The organism is Stenotrophomonas sp. NY11291 (genome assembly GCF_023277365.1).
In the GTDB taxonomy this organism is placed as follows: Bacteria; Pseudomonadota; Gammaproteobacteria; order Xanthomonadales; family Xanthomonadaceae; genus Stenotrophomonas; species Stenotrophomonas geniculata.
The window spans coordinates 2,295,596-2,317,654 of sequence record NZ_CP096975.1; the positions used below are offsets into that span (position 1 = coordinate 2,295,596).

Below are 22,059 nucleotides of genomic sequence, written 5' to 3' on the forward strand. Positions count from 1 at the left end.
GGTGGCTGCTGACCTTGGTCGGCACGAATGCCTCCTGCACGCGCGACCATCCACGCATGGGGTGGATCTACCTTGGGAACTCCGCCTTCAACTGCATGCGCAGCGCTTCGACGATGGCCGCATAGCGCCGCCTCTGGACCAGATAGCTGGCCAGGAACAGCGGCAGCACCAGCAGCATGGGCGCCACCATCGGGCGCATCGCCACCAGCGGCAACAGCAACAGCGACAGGATGGCCACGAACCAGCTGCACAGTCCGATCACCCGCACCTCGTGCCGTCGCGTGTTGAGTACGATGCGACCGCGCATCACGGGGAAGTAGCGCAGGCCGAAGCTCGGCGCGAAGCTCTCGCGGAACGCCATGCTGCCGTCAGGCAGCGCATGGAAGGCCAGTTGCAGCCATCTGTCCTGCGGCAGGTCACGTTCCAGGCTGCCCAGCGAGAGCCGGGCCTGCATGGTCGGTGACGCCGCGATGCGCTCATTGAACAGGGTGATGCCCCAGCTGAAATGGCCGGCCACCCACGCCATGAGAAGGACGGTCTCGATCAACAGCACTGCGATCAGGGCGATGGCCATCGGTCTTCCATGAACGGGACCGGGGCATCATGCCATGGGGATGGCCGGCGCTAGCACTGCGGGTTCGAGTGCGAGCAACAGGTCACATGCGTTGCCGGATCAATTTGGCTCAATCTTCTTCCACCAGATCGCTGAGATCCAGAATCCGTGGAGCAACACTGTGCGCAACGACGCTTTGGATCATTCCGGGCTTGGGCCGAAGTGAATAGGCTCGCATCGTGTGGATGGGATTGAACTCCAGCCACGGGCAGGATGAATGCCCCACGATAACCGGCATGTTGAAACTGATGTCCTTGGGATCATCCAGTGGGAGAGTCCATTTGCCGCCGTGATGCTGACACACGGTTTCCCCAAGATATCGTGCAAACACAACTCTCAAGGCAGCCTGCTCGTCCTTCGATAACGTTGCGGCCATCAACGTGTACAGGGTTTCGAGGCGATCAAGGCTCTCCAGGCTACCGTCTAGGTCGACGCCGCGCTGCTGCGCCTGCTCGATCAGCCATTCAATCTGATCGTCCATGATGATCAGAAACTGTTCGAAGGCTTCTTGCGCTTCTTCCGGATTGAATGCCATGACGCTGTCAAGGAGGGAGAGCGATGAGTGTGCCCGGAGCCGGTGATTCAGACCATGCAACAAATCTGAAATGGTGGGTGGCCGCTACCATTTCATCCACGCATGGCGTGGATCTACTTCAGCGCTTCCCCATCCAGCCCCAGGTCCCACGCCAGCCCCAGCAGCGCCTCGTCCGCGCGGGACGGCGCCGGCCGCGCATCGGCCAGCTGCTGCAGCTCGCGGATCTCCTCGCGTGCCACATCCTCCAGCTGTTGCAGCTGCTCACGCACGCTCGCGTTGCGCGGGCGCTCGGTATCGGTGAGGGAGGGCAGGGCACGGATCAGGGTCATGGTGCGCGTACAGGATGCATCCAACGGCGGGTCACAGGCAAAGGCCCCGGAGGAACCGGGGCCTTGCGGGCTGCCGGCGAGGGCAGCGGACATCAGGGTCAGAACAGCTCGACGGTGCCGGCGCCCATGCTCTGCTGGGCAACCGGCTTGTGCGGCGGGCGTTCCCATTCGCTGCGCAGTTCGCGCAGGCGGCTGCCGGTGCGCTGCAGGGCGGTGGCGATCTCTTCGTCGAACACGCCGCCGTTGCGGTGCAGCAGTTCCTGCAGGGCGACTGCTTCGCGGTTGATCGCGGTCAGGCGGTCCAGGTGGGTGTGCACGCCGCCCAGCGCCTGGGTGGCGATGTCTTCGAACTGCAGGGCGCGCACGGCTTCGGCCACGCTGCCATCAATCGAACGGGCACACTCGGAGACTTCGCGCATGCCATCGCCCAGCGAGGCATTGATCTGGGCCACGTTGTCGAGCATCGCGGCCGCTTCCTGGCGCGCTTCACGGGAGCGATCCATGTCACGCGACGCCATGTGCGAGACCGTCTCGCGCACCTTGGCAATGGCGTCCTTGGAGCTGTGCGCCAGCTTGCGGATCTGCTCGTTGAAGGTGGTCGAGCGCTCGGACAGGTTGCGGACCTCGTCGGCCACCACGGCGAAGCCGCGACCGGCTTCACCGGCACGCGCTGCTTCAATTGCAGCGTTCAGGGCTAGCAGGTTGGTCTGGTCGGCGATCGATTTGACGTCTTCCAGCAGCGCGAAGATGCCATCCAGGTGCTGCGCCATCTGGTCGATGTGCTGCACGGTGGTGCTGCTCTGGCCGCTGACCTGTTCCAGCGCTTCGACCAGCTGTTCCATGCGGTGGCTGGCGTGCTGGGCGAAACGGGCAACGTCGAGGCCGGCATTGCCTTCATCACCGGCGCGATCGACGATACGCGACAGGGCCTGGCTCTGCTGGCGCGACTTGCGGTTCATGGCATCGAAGCTGCCCCCCAGGCTGGAGACGGCCTGGCGGATCAGGTCACGGGCACGTTCCACTTCGCCGCGCGAACCGTCGATCTCGTTGCCGACGAAGTTGCGCAGTTCGGTCAGCAGCTGGTCCTGCTCACGCAGGACACGGGCATGTTCCGGGGAACGGTGCGCCTGGGCGCGGGTGGTCCACCACGCAAAGCCGAGCCAGCTCAGCGTCATCGTGGTCAGGATCGCCCAGCGCAGGGCGGCCGGCCATTCGAAACCGATGGCGAAGGGGAGCAGCAGGGTCAGAGCCAGGGGGGCGGCCAGACGGATGAAAATGCGTGAGTACATGGACGTTCTCGGGAGGTGCACGGAGGATGTATCGGCCGTACCCCCTTTCTCTTTAACGTCGATGTGCCCGGAAGTGCATTCTGAATGCGCCGGTTTTCCGGCGCCTTGGCGGCTTCAGGGTCAGAGCCCTTTCCGTGCCGGAAAGGGATCCGACCCCATGACCTCAGGCCAGCTGCCGGTCCACGGCCTCGATCATCGCCTTGCGGCTGAACAGGAAGTCCCAGTAGCTGCCGCCCAGCTGGCGCCACAGCACCGCCGAGCGCACCGCGGCCAGCAGCAGGGCGCGGATCTCGGCCACAACGCCAGCCTGGCCCAGATAGTGCGGGTTGCCCTGCACCATCACCCGCGGCTTGAGGTGGCTGATGGTGTCCGCGTAAAGGCCGCCCAGGTTGGCCAGCACGTCCGGATGGCTGCTGTCGCCCAGCTCGGTGGCCTGGCGCTGGGCGCGCTCGATGCCCGAGGCGACCTTGTTCACGGTGGCGCCGTCCTGCACGAAGCGACGCTCCAGCTGCAGCACCGACAGGGCCAGCTTGGGCAGGATTGGATCCTGGCCCTGGCTGCGGAAGTAGTTGTGCAGCAGGCGCAGGCCGGCCTTCAGTGCATGGCGGTCACCGAACACCTCCTGCGGCGAGGACGCATCGACACGGAACACGCTGTCCACGGCGGTGCGCACGGCGGCGGCGTCGGAATGGCCGGTATCGGCGATGCGGCGTACCTGCTGCAGGGCCTGGGCAATGCCGGCCAGGGCCAGGACGCGGTCGTCGACAGTGAAACTCATGCAGCGATTACCTCAAAAGGGGAGGGGGTGGTGCGCAGGCGCTGTTCCAGCGGCGCATCGGTGGCGGCGATCACCGCGCCACCCAGGCACACGTCACCGTCATACAGCACCAGTGATTGACCGGGGGTAACGGCGCGCTGCGGGCGCGCGAAGGTGACCAGCACGCTGCCATCGTCCAGCACCTCGACCGTACACGGCTCGTCGGGCTGGCGGTAGCGGGTCTGGGCGGTGCATTCAAAGCGCCGTGCCGGCGGCGCGCCGGCGATCCAGTGCGCGGTTTCCGAGCGCAGGCGATCGGACAGCATCCACTTGCTGTCGCGGTCCTGATCCACGTACAGCACGTTGCTGGCCACATCCTTGCCGACCACGTACCACGGCGCGGCCGGACGTCCACGCACGCCGCCGATGTTCAGGCCTTCGCGCTGGCCCAGGGTGAAATAGAACACGCCCGGATGTTCGGCGATGACGCTGCCGTCGGCCGGGTCGAGGATCTGGCCGGGCTTGGCCGGCAGGTAACGGCCGAGGAATTCACGGAAGTCGCGCTCACCAATGAAGCAGATGCCGGTGGAGTCCTTCTTGGCGTGGGTCGGCAGGCTGACGTCACGTGCGATCCGCCGCAGGTCGGTCTTTTCCAGGTCGCCGATCGGGAACAGGGTGGCCGCCAGCTGTTCCTGGCCCAGCTGGTGCAGGAAGTAGCTCTGGTCCTTGGAGCGGTCGGCGCCGCGCAGCAGCAGCCACTGGTGGCCGCGCTGGGTCACCCGCGCGTAGTGGCCGGTGGCGATGCGTTCGGCGCCCAGCTCGCGGGCGGCGTCCAGGAAGTGCTTGAACTTCACTTCGCGGTTGCACAGCACGTCCGGGTTCGGCGTACGGCCGGCCGCGTACTCGGCCAGGAAGTGCTCGAACACGCCCTGCCAGTATTCGCTGGAGAAATCGCGGAAGTGGAACGGAATGCCGAGCAGGCCGCAGACGGCCACCGCATCGCGGCGGTCGTCCTCGGCACGGCAGTCGCCGCTGCCGTCGTCGGCCCAGTTCTGCATGAACAGACCGGCTACGGCCTCGCCCTGCTGTACCAGGCGCCAGGCGGCGACCGAGGAGTCGACGCCACCGGAGACGCCCACCATCACGCGCGGAGTGCTCATGCGACCTCCCGGACCAGGGAAAGTGGATGGCGCTGGCCACCCAGGTAATCAGCCACCACCTGCCAGACCAGCGGGCTGCGCTGGCGCTCGCCGGCGGCTTGCAGTTCGGCCGGGGTCAGCCAGAGTGCGCGGTCGATGCCGGTGTCCAGTGGCTGCGCCGGGTCGTGCGAGACCGGGCGCGCCGCGTAGCAGAAGCGCAGGAAGGGGGTGCCGTCGCCGGCCGTCCACTGGTAGCAGCCGATGAAATGGGTCAGCTGCACGGTCCAGCCGGTTTCCTCGCGGGTCTCGCGCAGGGCTGCCTCGGCCAGGCTTTCGCCCGGCTCGAGGTGGCCGGCCGGCTGGTTCAGCACCTGGCGGCCGTCGATGGTCTCTTCAACCAGCAACACGCGGCCGCCGTCGACCACCACGGTGGCGACGGTGGCGTGCGGTGCCCAGCGCGGGTCCGGCGTAGCGTTCAACTCAGAACTCGTCCTTCTTGGTCAGTTCCAGCTCCATGGCGTCGGCGGTGCGGATGGCCGCATCGATGGCGTCGCTGAGCTGGTCGGCCGTGGCATCGGCGTCGATCTTGACCACGAACATGGCGGTGGTGTCCTGCTTCACCCAGCCGCCCATCTTGGCGTCCTGCGAATCTTCCAGCAGGCGGTTGGCCACGGCCACCGGGAACTGCTTGGTCTTGGCGTTGTAGGCCGGCGACCAGATCTCGCGGATGTTGTGGGTGCCGAAATCTTCCACCGACGAGCGCACGTAGACCATCTGGGTGCGGTCACCCTCGACGTCGAACACCATGCGGTAGTCGCCGTCCTCGTCGACCTCGTAGGTGTAGCCCAGCTTGTCCAGGTGGCGGGCCACGGCCTTGTCGGCCTGGGTCTCGGCGGCGGCGGAGCCGGCGGCGGCCAGGGCGATCAGCAGGGCGGAGAGAAGGGTCCTTTTCATGAAGATCCTGTGAAACAGTGTTGAGAGAGGATGCAATTGTGACGGCGGCGGTGCGTGCCGTCCAATCTGCGGCGGGCCGACGCAGGCCCGCTCGAGCCTCTATAATGAGCAGATGCCCCGCGAGTCTTCCCCCGATTCCCATCACGAGCACGGCGTTGCCGTGGAACCCGCGCGCCCGGAAGTGGCGCCGCCGCCGTTCTACCAGGTGATGCTGCTCAATGACGACTACACCCCGATGGATTTCGTGGTGGACGTACTGCAGCAGTTCTTCAACATGGACCTGGACAAGGCCACACAGGTGATGCTGCACGTCCATACCCGCGGCCGCGGCGTGTGCGGGGTGTTCACCCGCGAAGTGGCCGAGACCAAGGTTGCCCAGGTCAACGAGTATTCGCGGATGAACCAGCACCCGCTGCTGTGCACGATGGAAAAGGCCTGACCGCCCCCGACCTGTAGAGCCGAGCCCACGCTCGGCTGCTGTTCACCCAGGCATCCAGATCTCTGCCAGCAGCAGCCGAGCGCAGGCTCGGCTCTACAGCTGGATCAGGCCTCCGCCAACGCCTCCAGCGCCATACGCGCCACGGCCTCGTCGACCTCGGCGGGGGCGCCGTCATCCCGGAACCAGACTGCCGACAGCCCCGCGCTGGCTGCGATCCAGCGCAGCAGGCGCGTGCGCTCCAGGCCCGCCAATGCACTGACCTGTTCCAGCCGGGCGGCAAACCGCTCAGGCTGCGTCGCAACGTGGATGCCCGGACCGCACAGGTCCGGGTTGCTGAACAGTGTCGTGTAATCAAAGGCGCGATCACCCAGCAGCCGCTTCGGGTCGATCGCCAGCCAGCCACGTGCGCCGAAATCGAGCACGTTGTCGTGGTGCAGGTCGCCGTGCAGCGGCCGGATCTCGCGCTCTTCCTGCAGCAACCCCTCCGCCAGTGATCTGCACTGTTCCAGCAGTGGCGGCAGCGCAGCCCTTGGCTGCAGCAGGTCGGCGAACCATCTACGGAGGCAGACCAGTTCCGCTGGCGGCGCGTTCCGTGGCCGGTGCAGCCGCTGCAGGACCTGGCACAGGATCGTGGTGCAGGCGTCATCGTCGCCCTCGATCGAGCGTTGCCGCAGCGAGTCGCCGCCGGCACGCTCGATCAGGATCGCCGGTCCCTCGTGGGCCAGCAGGCGGGCGGCGCCATCGCCCTCCCACCAGCGCAGCAGGCGATGGCTGTTCTGCTCTTCGGTTTCGCTGCTGATCTTCAGCATGGCCGGCTCGCCGGCGATGGTCAGCACTGGCCAGAGCTGGGCATGGGGCGTTTCGATGGCTGCGCCATCACGCCGCAATCGCCAGCGGCTCAGGTAGGGTTCGCTCATGCTGGGCGGGCTGTCCTGGAGTGAATGAAGATCAAGCGATGTGTACTGCTAACGCCATCTGAACGCAGCAATCCGCTAGGGTGATGGAAATCGCGTAGTCAGGCCGCATATTGTCCCCATCTGCCGCCGGAGTAATCCATGTTCAGCAAAGACCTCGAACACACCATCGGCCAGTGCTACAAGCGCGCCCGTGAGGCCCGGCATGAGTTCATGACGGTCGAACACCTGCTGTTGGCACTGCTCGACAACCCGTCCGCCCAGGCCGTACTGAAGGCGTGTGGCGCCGACGCCGAACGCCTGCGCCAGGAGCTGGAGCAGGCCATCGAGGCCTCCGTGTCCCGCCTGGCCGAAGATGACGGCCGCGATACCCAGCCGACCCTGGGCTTCCAGCGCGTGCTGCAGCGGGCCGTGTACCACGTGCAGTCCTCGGGCAAGAAGGAGGTCACCGGCGCCAATGTGCTGGTCGCCATCTTCGGCGAAAAGGACTCCCACGCCGTCTATTACCTCAACCAGCAGGACGTCACCCGGCTGGACGTGGTCAATTACCTGTCCCATGGCATCGCCAAGCTGGGCGAAGAAGGCGAGCAGCCGTCCTCTTCGTCCGAGGGCGAAGGCCGCATTGAAGGCGGGGAGGGCGAGCCGAAGGGCGATGCCCTGACCGAGTTCGCCAGCAACCTCAACGAACAGGCCCGGGCCGGTCGCATCGACCCGCTGGTCGGTCGTGCCGACGAAATCGAGCGCACCATCCAGGTCCTGTGCCGCCGCCGCAAGAACAACCCGCTGTACGTGGGCGAGGCCGGCGTGGGCAAGACCGCGATCGCCGAGGGCCTGGCCCGCCGCATCGTCGAGGGTTCGGTGCCTGAGGTGCTGGCCGACGCGGTGATCTATTCGCTCGACCTGGGCGCACTGGTGGCTGGTACCAAGTACCGTGGCGACTTCGAGAAGCGCCTGAAGAGCGTGCTGACGGCACTGAAGAAGGTGCCCAACGCGGTGCTGTTCATCGACGAGATCCACACCATCATCGGTGCCGGTTCGGCGTCGGGCGGCACCATGGATGCGTCCAACCTGATCAAGCCGGCGCTGGCGTCGGGCGAGCTGCGCTGCATCGGCTCGACCACGTTCCAGGAATACCGCGGCATCTTCGAGAAGGACCGCGCGCTGGCGCGCCGCTTCCAGAAGATCGACATCGTCGAGCCGACGGTGGGCGAGACCTACGAGATCCTGCAGGGCCTGAAGTCCAAGTACGAGCTGCATCACGGTGTGACCTACTCCGACGAGGCCCTGCAGGCCGCAGTGGACCTGTCGGTGAAGCACATCGGCGACCGCCTGCTGCCGGACAAGGCCATCGACGTGATCGACGAGGCCGGTGCCCGCCAGCGCCTGCTGCCCGAGGAGCAGCGCAAGGAGCTGATCGACGTTGAAGAGGTCGAGGCAATCGTGGCCAAGATGGCGCGGATCCCGGCCAAGCAGGTCAGTGCCACCGACAAGGATGTGCTGCAGCACCTGGAGCGCAACCTGAAGATGGTGATCTTCGGCCAGGACCCGGCCATCGAGACGCTGTCCTCGGCGATCAAGCTGGCCCGCTCGGGCCTGGGCAATCCGGAAAAGCCGATCGGCAACTTCCTGTTCGCCGGTCCGACCGGTGTCGGCAAGACCGAGGTGACCAAGCAGCTCGCGCTGCAGCTGGGCATCGAGCTGGTCCGCTTCGACATGTCCGAGTACATGGAGCCGCATTCGATCAGCCGCCTGATCGGTGCCCCTCCGGGCTACGTCGGCTTCGACCAGGGCGGCCTGTTGACCGAGAAGATCGTCAAGACGCCGCACTGCGTGCTGCTGCTGGACGAAATCGAGAAGGCGCACCCGGACATCTTCAACATCCTGTTGCAGGTGATGGACCGCGGCGTGCTGACCGATACCAATGGTCGTGAGGCGAACTTCAAGAACGTGGTGCTGGTGATGACCACCAATGCCGGCGCGGCGCAGGCCTCGCGGCGTTCGATCGGCTTCACCAAGCAGGACCATGCCACCGACGCGATGGAGACCATCCGCCGCAGCTTCACCCCGGAATTCCGCAACCGCCTCGACGCGGTGGTGCAGTTCCAGGCGCTGGGCTTCGAGCACATCCTGCGCGTGGTCGACAAGTTCCTGATCGAGCTGGAGATGCTGCTGCAGGACAAGCACGTCAGCCTGTCGGCCACCCCGACCGCGCGCGACTGGCTGGCTCACCACGGCTTCGACCCGCTGATGGGTGCGCGCCCGATGGCCCGCGTGATCCAGGACAAGATCAAGCGCCCGCTGGCCGACGAGCTGCTGTTCGGCAAGCTGGTCAACGGTGGCAAGGTCAGCATCGATGTCCGCGACGACGAGCTGGTGGTCGAGACCCAGGCCGAGCCGGAGCGGCTGCTGCCGGTTACGGTGGAGTGAGCTGAAGGCTTGGCGTGAAAGACTGGAAACAACAAGGGCGGCTTCGGCCGCCCTTGTCCTGTCCGGGGTCAGCGGCTGCGGCGGCGTGCTTCGCGCTTGAACCGCTCGGCATCGATCGGCTCGATGCGCGCAACCTCGCAGCTGCCGCGACCGGTGTCCAGAGCGCTTCGGCCCTCGCTGCACAGCTCGCCAGCCTCCTTGCCGTCGGTCTTGAAGCCGAGGCGGGTGGCCAGCACGGCAGAAGGGCAGCTGTTGCGGAAATGCACGACATAGTGGTCTTCGCCGGAGCGAAGCAGGATGTTCTTGTCGGCGCCGGCACGAACGATCTGCTGTTCGCCGGTCAGTGGTACGCACTGCGCCGGCGGGGTGTCGGCGGCATGGGCGGGCGACGCCAGCAGGGTGGCGGCAGACAAGGCCAAGGGGATGAGCAGGGAAGAGAGGTTCATGGCGGGGCAGGGGGTGGCGATCCGGACTGGATCGGATCCCAGGATGCCGCCGCCGCTGCAAATGCGAATCTGCCGCAAGCAGGGCTGACCGACGTCACGGTGAGATCGGTCACGATGACCTTTGGCGCATCAGGCTGCGATCGAACGGAATCCCTGCTGGCGCCCCTGGTTGCCGCCATCCTCGATGACGAATGCGACCGCTTCATGCGGAATGTGCAGTCGCTGCTTGAGTGTGCTGCCCATGTGTGGGACCTCGCGCTGCACGGCCAGATACAGTGGGTGGGATGCGTCCATGCTGGTGCAGACCAGGCAGGGCTGGCCGAACCAAGTGCCGTCCGGGCCCTTGCTGGCCTAGCAGCGGCTGGTGACGGACTGCGGGTCCAGGACGATCAGGTAGGTCATGCGCGCAGCGCCTTCTGTGAAGAACGCGTTGAGTCTAGAGTCCCGGCGCGATGCCGGATTTCAGACAAGGACGAAAATCGAACGATCTCGGTGCCGCGCATTTTCTTCCGCGCACGACAAAGGGCCAGCAGCGAGGCCGGCCCTGTCGGAGTGGCGCATTGCGCCGACCGCTTACTTCATGCGGTAGGTGATACGGCCCTTGGTCAGGTCGTACGGGGTCATTTCAACCTTGACCCGGTCACCGGTGAGGATGCGGATGTAGTTCTTGCGCATGCGGCCGGAGATGTGGGCGATGATTTCGTGCCCATTTTCCAGACGAACGCGGAAAGTGGTGTTCGGCAGCGTCTCGCTGACGGTGCCCTCGAACTCGATGGAATCGTCTTTCGACATGTAGTCCTGTGCGGTTCAGAAAACGGCCACGCTGGGCCTAAGGCGCGGTATTTTACGCGTGATGGGCCCGGCTTGCAAAGTTTGTGTTAACCCCCGGCCAAACGCCGTGCTGGCAAGCGTCCGACCGCCTGGGTCCAGGGGCCTTCACGGCCGTCACGGTGTACGGCCTGACGGACGTGCTCCAGAAAGTCCGCGCGCGGCAGGTGTTCGGCGCCCATCCGCAGCAGGTGCGGATTCTCCACCTGGGCATCGATCAGTTCCCAGCCCCAGTCACGCAGGGTGGATGCGAGGGCCGCCAGGGCGATCTTGGAGCCGCCGCTGGCGCCACTGAACATGCTTTCGCCGAAAAACATCGATCCGATCGCCACCCCATAGATGCCGCCGACCAGCGTCTGCCGGTCCCAGACCTCGAAGGAGTGGGCAAACCCCAGGTCGTGCAGCTGGCTGTAAGCCTCGACCATCGCCGGGCTGATCCACGTACCGTCCTGGCCCGGTCGCGGTGCTGCGGCGCAGGCACGCATCACACGACTGAAAGCGGTGTCGGCGGTGATCTCCCACGTGCTGCCGCGCAACTGGCGGCGGAAGCGGCTGGACAGGTGCACGCCCTCGGTGCGGAACACCATGCGCGGGTCTGGCGACCACCACAGGATGGGCTCGCCCTCGCTGAACCACGGGAAGATGCCACCGGCATAGGCGTTGAGCAGGCGCACCGGATGCAGGTCGCCTCCCACCGCGAGCAGGCCGTCGGGCTGGCGCAGTGCGGTTTCAGCCGGAGGGAAGGGAGCGTCCGGCGCATCGGCCAGGCGCCAGGGCAGCTGGCGGGTCATGCCGCCATTGTATTCGTCGTGGCGATCGCTGATGTCTGGCACCATCAGCGTCCAACGGCAAGGAGCCCACGCATGAGTGACGCGATCACCGCCATCCTCGATGTGCACGATATCCCGCGCACGCGCAACGACAGCCAGGGCATGCTGCTGGCGCTGGCCACTGAACAGCCCGGCCAGCTCGGTGCGCTGATGCTGCTGGCCCTTGCCCGGCGTTCACCCAGCTCGGCCTTTCTCGACATGGCGCTGGATCTGCTGCCCGATGAAGCGATTGTGCCGGTCTGTGCCGAGGCCTGGCGCCGCTATCGGGATGGCGAGCGCGGCGAACTGCTGGCCAGCGTGATCGAATTCACCAGCTACCAGGCGCCGCAGGTGCTGCAGGACGACTGGGAGGCCTTGCTGGCGCTGGCCACCGAAGACGAGCTGCAGCTGGCTTCGCAGGTATGGCAGGGCCTGCCCTCCGTCATTGCCGTGCAGTGGGCGCAGATTCTGGTTGAGGCCGACGACGATCGCGAGATGGCGCGGGCCAGGGCGCTGCTGCTGGCGGCGCAGCCCGAGAGCTATGCCGTTGCCCGCGGCTACCTCGCTGACTGGGGCGCGCTGGATGCTGAGGTCTGGGCGCACTGGGCCGGCGTCGCGGACGGACCGCAGCCGCGGCGCCTGCATGGGGAGCGGCCGCTGCACATCCGCTTCGGCCGCGAGCAGCATCGCGCGCAGCAGGCGGACGAACCGAGCTGGCGCAAGCGCATCTGGCGCCTGCACCCGACCTGGAATGGCGGGCAGGTACAGTACGCCGGGCAGATGGGAGGGCCGCTGGAATCGTTGTGTGGCAGCTGCCATGCACCGCTGCAGCGCCTGCTGCGAACCGACGCTGCCGCGCTGCAGCCGGGCGCGGCGGGTGAGATCACGCTGGGCCTGTGCCTGGACTGCTGCGGCTGGGAAGATCCGCCCGTGCGTTTCTATCGCCACGATGCCAGCGGCCTGCCCAGCTGCCACCCCAGCCAGCGTCTGGAGGTGCCGGCGACGCCGACCGACAGCGGTGACCTGATGCAGGCCGAGGTCGGCCTGGCCGCCATGGATACCTCGCGCTGGCGGCAGCAGGACTGGGGACAGTCCAATCATCGGCAGAACCTGTCGCGCGTGGGCGGCGCACCGAGCTGGGTGCAGAGTGCCTGGTATCCGGCGTGCATCGATTGCGGTGAGGAGATGCCCTTCGTGATGCAGCTGGATTCGACGCTGCCGACCACCAGTGGAGGCGCGCTGCTATGGGGCAGTGGCGGCATGCTCTACACGTTCTGGTGTGCGAAGTGCCGGGTGAGCGGGCACTTCTGGCAGTGCACCTGAGCACAGCGCCATCGCTATTGCTCTGATAGATGCCAACGTCGGTTGGCACGCCTCATTGCCCCGGTAGGTGCCAACCTTGGTTGGCACGCTTTTCCGCACCGCGCAAGTCGAGCAAGCTCGACGCTACGGCTCTGCGCGGAACGGCCCATGCCCCTGCAACTCCTGCTGGTACCGCCGCACACTCTGCCGCTCCTGTCGGCACCAGTCCTGCAGTGCCTCTGCGAAATCCGGATCGGCCACCCAGTGTCGGCTGCGCACCAGCGTCGGCAGGAAGCCGCGTGCCAGCTTGTGCTCGCCCTGTGCGCCGGGTTCGAAACGGCTCAGCCCTTCGCGCAGGCAGTATTCGATGCCCTGGTAATAACAGGCCTCGAAGTGCAGGCCGGGCAGGGTGGCGCCGCCCCAGTAGCGGCCGTACAGCGTATCGCCACCGCGCAGGCACAGCGCGCCGGCAATCGGCTCGCCGTCCTGTTCGGCCAGAAACATCACCAGCCCGCGGCCCAGTGAAATGGCCAGATGGCGCAGGAAGGCCTCGGTCAGGGCCGGGGCGTTGCCATACTCGAGGAACGTCTGCAGATAGAAGCGGTACATCGCCTGCAGGTCGGCGCGGCCGGCCTCGTCGCCATGTACCACGCGGAAGGTGATTCCCTGGCGGGTGACTTTGGCCCGTTCCTGGCGGATGTTCTTGCGATGCTTGTGGTCCATCGCAGCGAGGAACTGGTCAAACGTCGCCCAGTCACCCGGATTCTGCCATTGGAACTGCACGTCCTCGCGCAGCAGCCAGTCGTCATCGAACAGAGCCTCATCGCTGGCGGTGTGGAAGTTGATATGGGCCGAGGATACGTGCAGCGCGGGCAGCGCCTCGCGCAATGCCGACAGCAGCGCGATGCGCCCTGAATCGTGACGGGCCAGCAACCGCGGGCCGGTGACCGGCGAGTACGGCACCGCGCCCAGCCACTTCGGATAGTAGTCGCGGCCGTGGCGGGCATACGCGTTGGCCCAGGCATGGTCGAACACGAACTCGCCGTGCGAATTGGTCTTCAGGTAACCCGGAATGGCGCCGACCAGCGTGCCGCCCTCCCACAGCGTGAAGTGCCGGGGCTGCCAGCCCCAGTCCTCGCGCAGGCAACCGTGCTGTTCAAGTCCGGAAAGGAAGGCGTGGCTGACGAAGGGGTTGCGGCCGTCGTGCAGGGCATCCCAGTCGGTCGCGGCAATGGACTGCAGGGAGTCGAGGAAGCGGGGGGAAGACATGGGGGAAGGATAGGGCAGATGAAACAGAAAGGCCGACGCACTGGCGTCGGCCTATCATCCGGAGTCGGGCCTGGCTCGACCCTACAGGAGCGGGTCAGCCTCTCAGCTGGCCTTGCCCTGGGCGTCCAGGTAGCGCTCGGCATCCAGTGCGGCCATGCAGCCGAAGCCGGCCGAGGTGATCGCCTGGCGGTAGTGCTGGTCGGCCACGTCGCCGGCGGCGAACACGCCTTCCACCGACGTCTGCGTTGCATTGCCACCCAGGCCCGAGCGGATCTCCAGGTAGCCGTTGTTCATCGCCAGCTGGCCGTCGAACAGGGTGGTGTTCGGGTGATGGCCGATGGCCACGAAAAAGCCGTGGGCATCGATGTCGCGGGTGCTGCCGTCCAGGGTGGACTTCACGCGCACACCGGTCACGCCGGCGTCGTTGCCCAGCACTTCTTCCACCTGGTGGTGCCAGACGGTCTCGATCTTGCCTTCGGCCACCTTCTTGAACAGCTTGTCCTGCATGATCTTTTCCGCCTTCAGGGTGTCGCGGCGGTGGACCAGGTAGACCTTGCGGGCGATGTTGGACAGGTACAGGGCCTCTTCCACGGCGGTGTTGCCGCCGCCGACCACGACCACGTCCTGGTCGCGGTAGAAGAAGCCGTCACAGGTGGCGCAGGCGGACACGCCGCGGCCCTTGAACTCGTCCTCGGTCGGGATGCCCAGGTACTTGGCGGTGGCGCCGGTGGCGATGATCAGCGCATCGCAGGTGTACTCGTGGCTGTCGCCGATCAGCTTGAACGGGCGCTGCGACACGTCGGCGGTGTGGATGTGGTCGAAGATGACCTCGGTCTCGAAGCGCTCGGCATGGGCCTGCATGCGCGCCATCAGGTCCGGGCCCATCAGGCCGTGGGCATCACCCGGCCAGTTGTCCACCTCGGTGGTGGTCATCAGCTGGCCGCCCTGCTGCAGGCCGGTGATGACGACCGGCTTCAGGTTGGCGCGGGCGGCGTAGACGGCGGCGGTCCAACCGGCCGGGCCGGAACCGAGGATGACGAGGCGCTGGTGGCGGGAGGGCAGGCTGGTGCTCATGTAAACTCGCGAAAAGGTAGATGGGACAAGGTGCTGGCGATGTTTGCGCAGCATCCAAGGCTGGTCATAGAGTGGCGGCTGGGGCAGGGCGATTCAAGCCGATGAACAGAACGCCGTCATCCGGCGATGGTTCCGGCGCTCTGAACGCCCTGTCGGATGTCGCATAACTGAAAACTGACGCCGTCTCATTTATTATCAATCACTAACAGCGCATTCCAAAGGTATGGTCTAAGGTGGCGAAGCAGGTCCCCGAACGCTCCAAGTCCGACGACAGCAAGGCGTCACGTCGCACGGCTGCGGCGGCGACGACCGACAATCCACGCCGCCAACGCCTCTGGCGCGATCTTGGCCTGATCGCCATCGCGCCGGCCTTGCTGTACCTGGCGGCCAGTCTTTTCACCTATTCAGCGACGGACCCGGGCTGGTCGCATACCGGCAGCGTGGTCGCGCCGGTGCACAACCTCGGCGGTCGCGCCGGCGCCTGGATCGCCGACGTGCTGCTGCAGCTGTTCGGCTACATCGCCTTCCTGCTGCCGGTGGTGCTGGGCGCGCTGGCGTGGATCGCCATGTTCGGCCTCAAGCGCGAGAGCAAGGGCGAGAACGACCTGGACCCGGCGCTGCGCCTGGTCGGCCTGGTCGGCTTCCTGATCGCCGGGACCGGCTTCCTGCACGTGCGCCTGTTCAGTGGCGATGTCTCCAGTGCCGGCGGCATCCTCGGCAAACTGGTGGGCAACTCGCTTACGGTGGGCTTCGGGGCGCTGGGCGCGAATCTGTTCGTGCTGGTACTGCTGTTGGCTTCGATCACGCTGGCCACCGGGCTGTCCTGGTTCACGGTGATGGAGAAGATCGGCCGCGGGGTGATGTCGCTGGCGCCGCTGCTGGCGCGCAAGAAGGAAGAAGTCACCGAGTGGCAGCAGACGCGGGTGATGCGCGAGGAGCGACAGGAAGTGCGCAAGGCCGACGCCGAGGTGCGTGCCAAGCGCGAGCCGGTGAAGATCGAGCCGCGCCCGGAACCGGTGATCGAGAAGAGTGATCGGGCCAAGCGCGACACGCAGATTCCGATGTTCCGTGGCGTCAACGGCGACGGCTCGGACCTGCCGCCGCTGGCCCTGCTGGACGACCCCAAGCCGCAGCCGGTGGGCTACGACAAGGAAACCCTGGACGCGCTGTCGCGGCAGATCGAGTTCAAGCTGAAGGACTTCCGCATCGACGCCCAGGTGGTCGGCGCCAACCCCGGCCCGGTCATCACCCGCTTCGAGATCGAGCCCGCGCCGGGCATCAAGGTCAGCCAGATCAGTTCGCTCGACAAGGACATCGCGCGTGGCCTGTCGGTGAAGTCGGTGCGCGTGGTGGACGTGATTCCGGGCAAGTCGGTGATCGGCCTGGAAATTCCGAACGTCACCCGCGAGATGATCTACCTCTCCGAACTGCTGCGTTCCAAGGAATACGACAAGTCGGCCAGCGTGCTGACCCTGGCGCTGGGCAAGGACATCGCTGGCCGCTCGACTGTGGCAGACCTGGCGCGCATGCCGCACCTGCTGGTGGCCGGTACCACCGGTTCGGGCAAGTCGGTGGCGGTCAACGCGATGGTGCTGAGCCTGCTGTTCAAGGCCTCGCCGAAAGACCTGCGGATGCTGATGATCGACCCGAAGATGCTCGAACTGAGCGTCTACCAGGGCATTCCGCACCTGCTGGCGCCGGTGGTCACCGACATGAAGGAGGCCGCCAACGGCCTGCGCTGGTGCGTGGCCGAGATGGAGCGCCGCTACAAGCTGATGAGCGCGGTCGGCGTGCGCAACCTGGCCGGCTTCAACAAGAAGGTGAAGGAAGCCCAGGACGCCGGCCAGCCGCTGATGGACCCGCTGTTCAAGCCGAACCCCGAGCTGGGCGAGGCGCCGCGCCCGCTGGAGACGCTGCCGTTCATCGTCATCTTCATCGACGAATTCGCCGACATGATGATGATCGTCGGCAAGAAGGTGGAAGAGCTGATCGCGCGCCTGGCACAGAAGGCGCGTGCGGCCGGCATCCACCTGATCCTGGCCACGCAGCGCCCGTCGGTGGACGTGATCACCGGCCTGATCAAGGCCAACATCCCGACGCGCATCGCCTTCCAGGTCAGCTCCAAGATCGACTCGCGCACCATCCTCGACCAGTCCGGCGCGGAAACCCTGCTCGGCCACGGCGACATGCTGTACCTGCCGCCGGGCACCGCGCTGCCCGAGCGCGTGCATGGTGCGTTCGTGTCCGACGATGAAGTGCATCGCGTGGTCGAGCACCTCAAGGCGATGGGCCCGGCCGACTATGTCGACGGCGTGCTGGACGAAGTGCAGACAATGGGCGACGGCGTGGTCGTCGGCGCCACCGGACTGCCGGAGAACAGTTCGTCCGGCGACGAGTCCGACCCGTTGTATGACGAGGCCCTGCGGGTGGTCACCGAGACCCGCCGCGCCTCGATCTCCGGCGTGCAGCGCCGGCTGAAGATCGGCTACAACCGTGCAGCGCGACTGATCGAGGCCATGGAAGCGGCCGGCGTGGTCAGTTCGCCCGAGCACAACGGCGACCGCACGGTGCTGGCTCCGCCGCCGCCGAAGTAAGACCCGACGTATCCCCCACGACGTCCAAGGAACCGACGCATGCTTCACCCCGTACCAAGCGCGCTGGCACTGGCGCTGGCAGCCTTCCTGGCTGCCGGCCCGGCACTGGCAGACACCGCCACCTCCGCGCCCGCCACGGCGCCGCCTTCCACCAGCGGCGATACCGAAGCCAGCAATAATTTCAGCATTGTCCGTTACCGCGCCGACTACCAGGTGCGGCCGGATGCGGGCAATGTGCAGACCGAAACCTACGAAGTCCTGCTCAAGACCAAGGCGTCCGTCGAGCAGTTCAGCCAGGTGCGGCTGAGCTACAGCGAGAAGATGGAGACGCTGGAAGTACTCGGCGCCTACACCATCACCGCCGACGGCCAGCGCCGCGACGTGCCGGCCGACCGCATCTACACCCAGGAGAGCTACTCCAGCGCCTCGGCGGCAATGTATGCCGACCGCAAGGTGCGGGTGATCGTATTCCCGAACCTGGCCCCGGGCACGCGCCTGTACTACCAGGTGCGCCGCACCCAGGTCACGCCGTACTTCCCGGGCTACTTTGGCCTGTGGGAAACCTTCAACGTCTTTACCGAGTACGAGGACGCTGAGGTCACCCTGAGTGCGCCGGCCAACCTGCCGATGTTCGTCGACAGCCGTGGCGTGCAGGGCAGCGATCGCCCGACAGTGAAGAATGGCCAAGCGCAATGGCGCTGGCGCTACCAGCGTCGCGAAGCCATGCCGGCACAGAACTGGTCGGCGGCGGGCTGGGAGTTCGGTCCGAACATCATGGCCAGCACGTATCGTGACTGGTCGCAGATGGGGCGCGCCTACCAGCTCAAGGCTGGCCCGGCGGCGCAGGTCACGCCGGAACTGCAGGCGCTGGCAGACGAAATCACGACGGGCATCAGCGACCGTCGCGATCAGGCTGATGCGCTGTACCGCTGGGTGGCGCAGAACATCCGCTATGTGGCGGTGTACCTGGGCAATGGTGGCCTGGAACCGAACAGCGCGCAGAGCATCCTCGACAACCACTACGGCGACTGCAAGGATCACGTGACGATCCTCGAGGCGCTGCTGGCGGCCAAGGGCATCGCCAGCTCGCCGGTGCTGATCGGTGCGGGCGGCGGCCCGACGCTGCCGAAGATTCCGGTGCTGGGCCGCTTCAACCACGCCATCACCTACATCCCCGAATTCGATCTGTACCTCGATTCGACCACCGCGTGGGCGCGCTTCGGCCAGCTGCCGGAGGGTGACCTGGGTGCGCCGGTGATGCGCACACGCGACGCCACGCTGGCACGCACCCCGGCCAACACGCCGGAGCGCAACGCCACCTCGATGGAAGTGCGTTTCACCTTCGACGCCAACGGCAACCTGCGCGGCGAGACGATCCCGAAGCTGGGCGAGAACGCCGAGATCGGCATGCGCGCCCAGTTCTCCCAGCTCAACGCGCAGAACCGTGCGCGCGCTGAAGAGCAGATCATGGCCGCCTCCGGTTTCGACGGGCGAGGGCAGCTGCAGATCCAGGGTGTGCCGGTCGACCTGACCCGGCCGTTCGGCTACCGCATGGCGTTCCAGGCCGAGGATTACGCCGACTTCAGCGTGGCCGGCGGCATGGCCGTGCCGGATCCGCCGGGTGGCGAGTCGGTGCGTGGCTTGTACGCCACTGCCTCGGCGCCGGCCAACGAGACGCCGTTCTACTGCAATGCCAGCCTGCGCGAGGAGACCTACCGCCTGCAGTTCCCGGCCAGCGCGCCGATCATCGCCATCCCGGCCAGCCAGCGATTCGCCAACGCCGCCGGCGAGTACCGCGTGGACTGGAGCCGCGAAGGGCAGGAGGTGATCGTGCACCACCGGTTGCAGCAGAATGCGGTGCGCGGCCCGGAGGCATTGTGCCAGCCGCGGGATTATCCGGCGTTCCGCGCGCTGTATCGCGAAGTGCGGCGCGGCTTCCGTGGCCAGGTGCTGTACGGCAAGCTGCCGGCATCCGGCGGCTGAATCGCCGATGGACGTTCAGGGCGGCATAATGTCGCCCTGATCGCCCATTCATCTTTCCCCGGGCACACTGGCAACCACCTTTCCTGGCGCCCGCGCCCACAGGATTCCCGCATGAACTTCCGCTTCCGCCGTTTTCTTGCCACCACCACCCTGGCCGTAGCCTGCGCCGCCGCCGGCAGCGCCTGGGCTGGCGCCCGCGATGACCTGAAGACCTTCACCAGCGGCCTAAAGGGCTTGGATGGCCAGTTCAGCCAGCAGGTGTTTGACAGTCGTGGCAAGGTGAAGGAATCGACCAGCGGCCGCGTGGCCCTGTCGGCGCCGCGCCTGTTCCGCTGGGAGTACGTGCGCCCGCACGAACAGCTGATCGTGGCCGACGGCAAGAAGGTCTGGATGTACGAGCCGGACCTGGAGCAGGCCACCGTGCGCGAGCAGGGCAAGGAAGAGCAGAACAGCCCGCTGACCGCGCTGATCAACCCGGCGCTGCTGGAGCAGCAGTACGACGTCAGCGAAGAGGCCGCGCAGCGTGACGGCCTGCAGTGGCTGTCACTGTCGCCGAAGCGGGAGACCGAAGCCAGCTTCCAGTACGCCGCGCTGGGTTTCAACGCCCAGGGCCTGGTCAGGATGGAAATCACCGACGCGGTCGGCCAGCGCACCGTGATCAGCTTCAGCGGCTGGAAGCGCAACCCGGGCTTCGCCGCCGGCACCTTCAGCTTCACCCCGCCGAAGGGCACCGACGTCATCGGTAACTGAGGGCGGCCGCCGGGCATGGCCCGGCGCTACCTGCTCTGGTGGGTATCAACCGGTACCGCCTTGGTGGGTGTCAATCTTGGTTGACACGCTCTTGAACTGCCGGCCAGCGGCCGGCACTACCGGAATCGTGGTCACCCGGCGCGGTACAATAGCCGCGTGCCAAGACATCGCTCCACTTCCTTCCCCGGCCCCGATCTGCTGAGCGTTGATCGGGATCACCTGCGCCCGCTGGCCGAGCGCATGCGCCCGCGCACCCTGGACGAAATGGTCGGGCAGAAACGCCTGCTGGCGCCGGACAGTGCGCTGCGTCGCGCCGTCGAATCCGGGCGCGTGCATTCGATGATCCTGTGGGGGCCGCCGGGCTGCGGCAAGACCACGCTGGCGCTGCTGCTGGCCGAGTACTCCGACGCTGAATTCCGTGCCATCTCCGCGGTGCTTTCCGGGTTGCCGGAAGTGCGCCAGGTGCTGGCCGAGGCCGCGCAGCGCTTCGCCGAAGGCCGTCGCACCGTGCTGTTCGTGGATGAGGTGCATCGCTTCAACAAGGCGCAGCAGGATGCGTTCCTGCCGCACATTGAACGCGGCACCATCCTGTTCGTCGGCGCCACCACCGAGAATCCGTCGTTCGAACTGAACTCGGCGCTGCTGTCGCGTTGCCGCGTGCATGTGCTGGAAGCGGTCTCGCCAACCGATATCGTCGAGGCGCTGGAACGTGCACTGGGTGACCGCGAGCGGGGCCTGGGCGAAGAGGGCATCGAGGTCGCGCCTGAGCTGCTGCTGGAAATCGCTACCGCTGCCGATGGTGATGTGCGCCGTGCGCTGACGTTGCTGGAAATTGCCGCCGAGCTGGCGGGCGGGGAGGGTGGCCGCATCACGCCGCAGACCCTGACCCAGGTTCTGGCCGATCGTACCCGCCGCTTCGACAAGGGCGGCGAGCAGTTCTACGACCAGATCTCGGCGCTGCACAAATCCGTGCGCAGCTCCAACCCGGATGCCGCGCTGTACTGGCTGACCCGCATGCTCGATGGAGGCTGCGATCCGTCATACCTGGCGCGTCGGCTGACCCGCATGGCCATCGAGGACATCGGCCTGGCCGATCCGCGCGCGCAGAGCATGGCGTTGGAAGCCTGGGACATCTACGAAAGGTTGGGCAGCCCGGAAGGCGAACTCGCCTTCGCCCAGCTGGTGCTGTACCTGGCCAGCACCGCCAAGTCGAATGCGGGCTACGCCGCGTTCAACCAGGCCAAGGCCGACGTGCGCGAAAGCGGCACCGAAGAAGTGCCGTTGCACCTGCGCAACGCGCCGACCAAGCTGATGAAGGAACTCGGCTACGGCGCCGAGTACCAGTACGACCATGACGCCGAAGGCGGCATCGCGCTGGACCAGACCGGTTTCCCGGATGCGATGGGCGAGCGCGTGTACTACAACCCGGTACCGCGTGGCCTGGAGATCAAGCTGAAGGAAAAGTTGGATCGGCTGCGCGCCGAGCGCGAAGCGGCGCGGGCCGCGAAGGGCCGCTGACCCGGCTTCTGTAGAGTCGAGCCATGCTCGACTTCGCTCTTGCATGGGCTTACAGGTACCTCTTGGAACAGCAGCCGAGCATGGCTCGGC

At 66.4% G+C, this 22,059-nt stretch carries 22 protein-coding genes; 7 read left to right on the forward strand and 15 right to left on the reverse strand.

Translation table 11 applies throughout. From position 1 onward, the window contains the following. Window positions 1–67: 67 nt before the first annotated feature. The 8 genes from M1L61_RS10750 to M1L61_RS10785 form a co-directional block, all read right to left on the reverse strand. On the reverse strand, window positions 68–574 hold the full coding sequence (locus M1L61_RS10750) for a hypothetical protein (RefSeq protein ID WP_248854722.1): 507 nt from the start codon (window positions 572–574) through the stop codon (window positions 68–70). A 109-nt stretch (window positions 575–683) separates the two neighbouring features. Continuing rightward, entirely contained in the window at window positions 684–1,148 is a 465-nt protein-coding gene (locus M1L61_RS10755; RefSeq protein ID WP_019337427.1) for a hypothetical protein, read from the reverse strand. A gap of 113 nt (window positions 1,149–1,261) precedes the next feature. Next, window positions 1,262–1,477, reverse strand: coding sequence for a hypothetical protein (locus M1L61_RS10760; protein ID WP_032966708.1), 216 nt, complete (start codon window positions 1,475–1,477; stop codon window positions 1,262–1,264). A 98-nt stretch (window positions 1,478–1,575) separates the two neighbouring features. Then, window positions 1,576–2,766 carry a methyl-accepting chemotaxis protein gene (locus M1L61_RS10765; protein ID WP_010485867.1) on the reverse strand — a complete coding sequence of 397 codons (1,191 nt, stop codon included), beginning with the start codon at window positions 2,764–2,766 and terminating at the stop codon, window positions 1,576–1,578. Window positions 2,767–2,929: 163 nt separating this feature from the next. After that, window positions 2,930–3,544: a high frequency lysogenization protein HflD gene (gene hflD / locus M1L61_RS10770; protein ID WP_248854723.1), complete on the reverse strand. Its 615-nt coding sequence runs from the start codon at window positions 3,542–3,544 to the stop codon at window positions 2,930–2,932. Continuing rightward, window positions 3,541–4,683 carry a tRNA 2-thiouridine(34) synthase MnmA gene (gene mnmA / locus M1L61_RS10775; RefSeq protein WP_010485863.1) on the reverse strand — a complete coding sequence of 381 codons (1,143 nt, stop codon included), beginning with the start codon at window positions 4,681–4,683 and terminating at the stop codon, window positions 3,541–3,543. Before mnmA ends, hflD begins: the two co-directional genes overlap by 4 nt. After that, on the reverse strand, window positions 4,680–5,141 hold the full coding sequence (locus M1L61_RS10780) for an NUDIX hydrolase (protein WP_126561112.1): 462 nt from the start codon (window positions 5,139–5,141) through the stop codon (window positions 4,680–4,682). The genes mnmA and M1L61_RS10780 overlap by 4 nt, the downstream gene beginning before the upstream one ends. A gap of 1 nt (window position 5,142) precedes the next feature. After that, window positions 5,143–5,616 carry a hypothetical protein gene (locus M1L61_RS10785; protein ID WP_010485859.1) on the reverse strand — a complete coding sequence of 158 codons (474 nt, stop codon included), beginning with the start codon at window positions 5,614–5,616 and terminating at the stop codon, window positions 5,143–5,145. A gap of 112 nt (window positions 5,617–5,728) precedes the next feature. On the opposite strand from M1L61_RS10785, the gene clpS reads away from it, so the two are divergent. Further along, window positions 5,729–6,055: an ATP-dependent Clp protease adapter ClpS gene (gene clpS / locus M1L61_RS10790; RefSeq protein WP_019337429.1), complete on the forward strand. Its 327-nt coding sequence runs from the start codon at window positions 5,729–5,731 to the stop codon at window positions 6,053–6,055. 104 nt (window positions 6,056–6,159) lie between these two features. Here clpS and M1L61_RS10795 read toward each other — a convergent pair whose 3' ends face one another. Further along, window positions 6,160–6,972 carry an APH(6) family putative aminoglycoside O-phosphotransferase gene (locus M1L61_RS10795; protein WP_049408909.1) on the reverse strand — a complete coding sequence of 271 codons (813 nt, stop codon included), beginning with the start codon at window positions 6,970–6,972 and terminating at the stop codon, window positions 6,160–6,162. Window positions 6,973–7,110: 138 nt separating this feature from the next. On the opposite strand from M1L61_RS10795, the gene clpA reads away from it, so the two are divergent. After that, window positions 7,111–9,396, forward strand: a complete 2,286-nt coding sequence (gene clpA, locus M1L61_RS10800; protein ID WP_049481282.1) for an ATP-dependent Clp protease ATP-binding subunit ClpA — start codon at window positions 7,111–7,113, stop codon at window positions 9,394–9,396. 68 nt (window positions 9,397–9,464) lie between these two features. Here clpA and M1L61_RS10805 read toward each other — a convergent pair whose 3' ends face one another. From M1L61_RS10805 to aat, 4 genes are all read right to left on the reverse strand, one after another. Continuing rightward, window positions 9,465–9,842 carry a hypothetical protein gene (locus M1L61_RS10805; RefSeq protein ID WP_019337442.1) on the reverse strand — a complete coding sequence of 126 codons (378 nt, stop codon included), beginning with the start codon at window positions 9,840–9,842 and terminating at the stop codon, window positions 9,465–9,467. Window positions 9,843–9,971: 129 nt separating this feature from the next. Beyond that, a complete protein-coding gene (locus M1L61_RS10810) occupies window positions 9,972–10,136 on the reverse strand; it encodes a hypothetical protein (RefSeq protein ID WP_248854724.1) in 165 nt (54 codons plus the stop codon). Window positions 10,137–10,415: 279 nt separating this feature from the next. Continuing rightward, window positions 10,416–10,634, reverse strand: coding sequence for a translation initiation factor IF-1 (infA, locus tag M1L61_RS10815; protein WP_005409596.1), 219 nt, complete (start codon window positions 10,632–10,634; stop codon window positions 10,416–10,418). 86 nt (window positions 10,635–10,720) lie between these two features. Next, window positions 10,721–11,461 carry a leucyl/phenylalanyl-tRNA--protein transferase gene (gene aat, locus M1L61_RS10820; protein ID WP_049409900.1) on the reverse strand — a complete coding sequence of 247 codons (741 nt, stop codon included), beginning with the start codon at window positions 11,459–11,461 and terminating at the stop codon, window positions 10,721–10,723. Between the two features lie 72 nt (window positions 11,462–11,533). Here aat and M1L61_RS10825 point away from each other — a divergent pair, with 72 nt between their 5' ends. Continuing rightward, window positions 11,534–12,802 carry a hypothetical protein gene (locus M1L61_RS10825; protein WP_191862396.1) on the forward strand — a complete coding sequence of 423 codons (1,269 nt, stop codon included), beginning with the start codon at window positions 11,534–11,536 and terminating at the stop codon, window positions 12,800–12,802. A gap of 123 nt (window positions 12,803–12,925) precedes the next feature. Here M1L61_RS10825 and M1L61_RS10830 read toward each other — a convergent pair whose 3' ends face one another. Together M1L61_RS10830 and trxB are read right to left on the reverse strand one after the other, a co-directional pair. After that, window positions 12,926–14,050 carry a GNAT family N-acetyltransferase gene (locus tag M1L61_RS10830; protein ID WP_159360124.1) on the reverse strand — a complete coding sequence of 375 codons (1,125 nt, stop codon included), beginning with the start codon at window positions 14,048–14,050 and terminating at the stop codon, window positions 12,926–12,928. Between the two features lie 102 nt (window positions 14,051–14,152). Continuing rightward, the gene (gene trxB, locus M1L61_RS10835) at window positions 14,153–15,124 is read right to left on the reverse strand and encodes a thioredoxin-disulfide reductase (protein WP_014037154.1); all 972 of its coding nucleotides are present in this window, start codon (window positions 15,122–15,124) and stop codon (window positions 14,153–14,155) included. Window positions 15,125–15,357: 233 nt separating this feature from the next. Between trxB and M1L61_RS10840 the strand changes: the two genes are divergently transcribed. From M1L61_RS10840 to M1L61_RS10855, 4 genes are all read left to right on the forward strand, one after another. Next, window positions 15,358–17,718 carry a DNA translocase FtsK gene (locus tag M1L61_RS10840; RefSeq protein ID WP_010485837.1) on the forward strand — a complete coding sequence of 787 codons (2,361 nt, stop codon included), beginning with the start codon at window positions 15,358–15,360 and terminating at the stop codon, window positions 17,716–17,718. Window positions 17,719–17,757: 39 nt separating this feature from the next. Next, window positions 17,758–19,701, forward strand: coding sequence for a DUF3857 domain-containing protein (locus M1L61_RS10845; protein ID WP_010485836.1), 1,944 nt, complete (start codon window positions 17,758–17,760; stop codon window positions 19,699–19,701). A 111-nt stretch (window positions 19,702–19,812) separates the two neighbouring features. Then, window positions 19,813–20,451: an outer membrane lipoprotein chaperone LolA gene (gene lolA / locus M1L61_RS10850; protein ID WP_010485834.1), complete on the forward strand. Its 639-nt coding sequence runs from the start codon at window positions 19,813–19,815 to the stop codon at window positions 20,449–20,451. Between the two features lie 240 nt (window positions 20,452–20,691). Next, window positions 20,692–21,969 carry a replication-associated recombination protein A gene (locus M1L61_RS10855; protein WP_227199431.1) on the forward strand — a complete coding sequence of 426 codons (1,278 nt, stop codon included), beginning with the start codon at window positions 20,692–20,694 and terminating at the stop codon, window positions 21,967–21,969. Window positions 21,970–22,059: the final 90 nt, after the last annotated feature.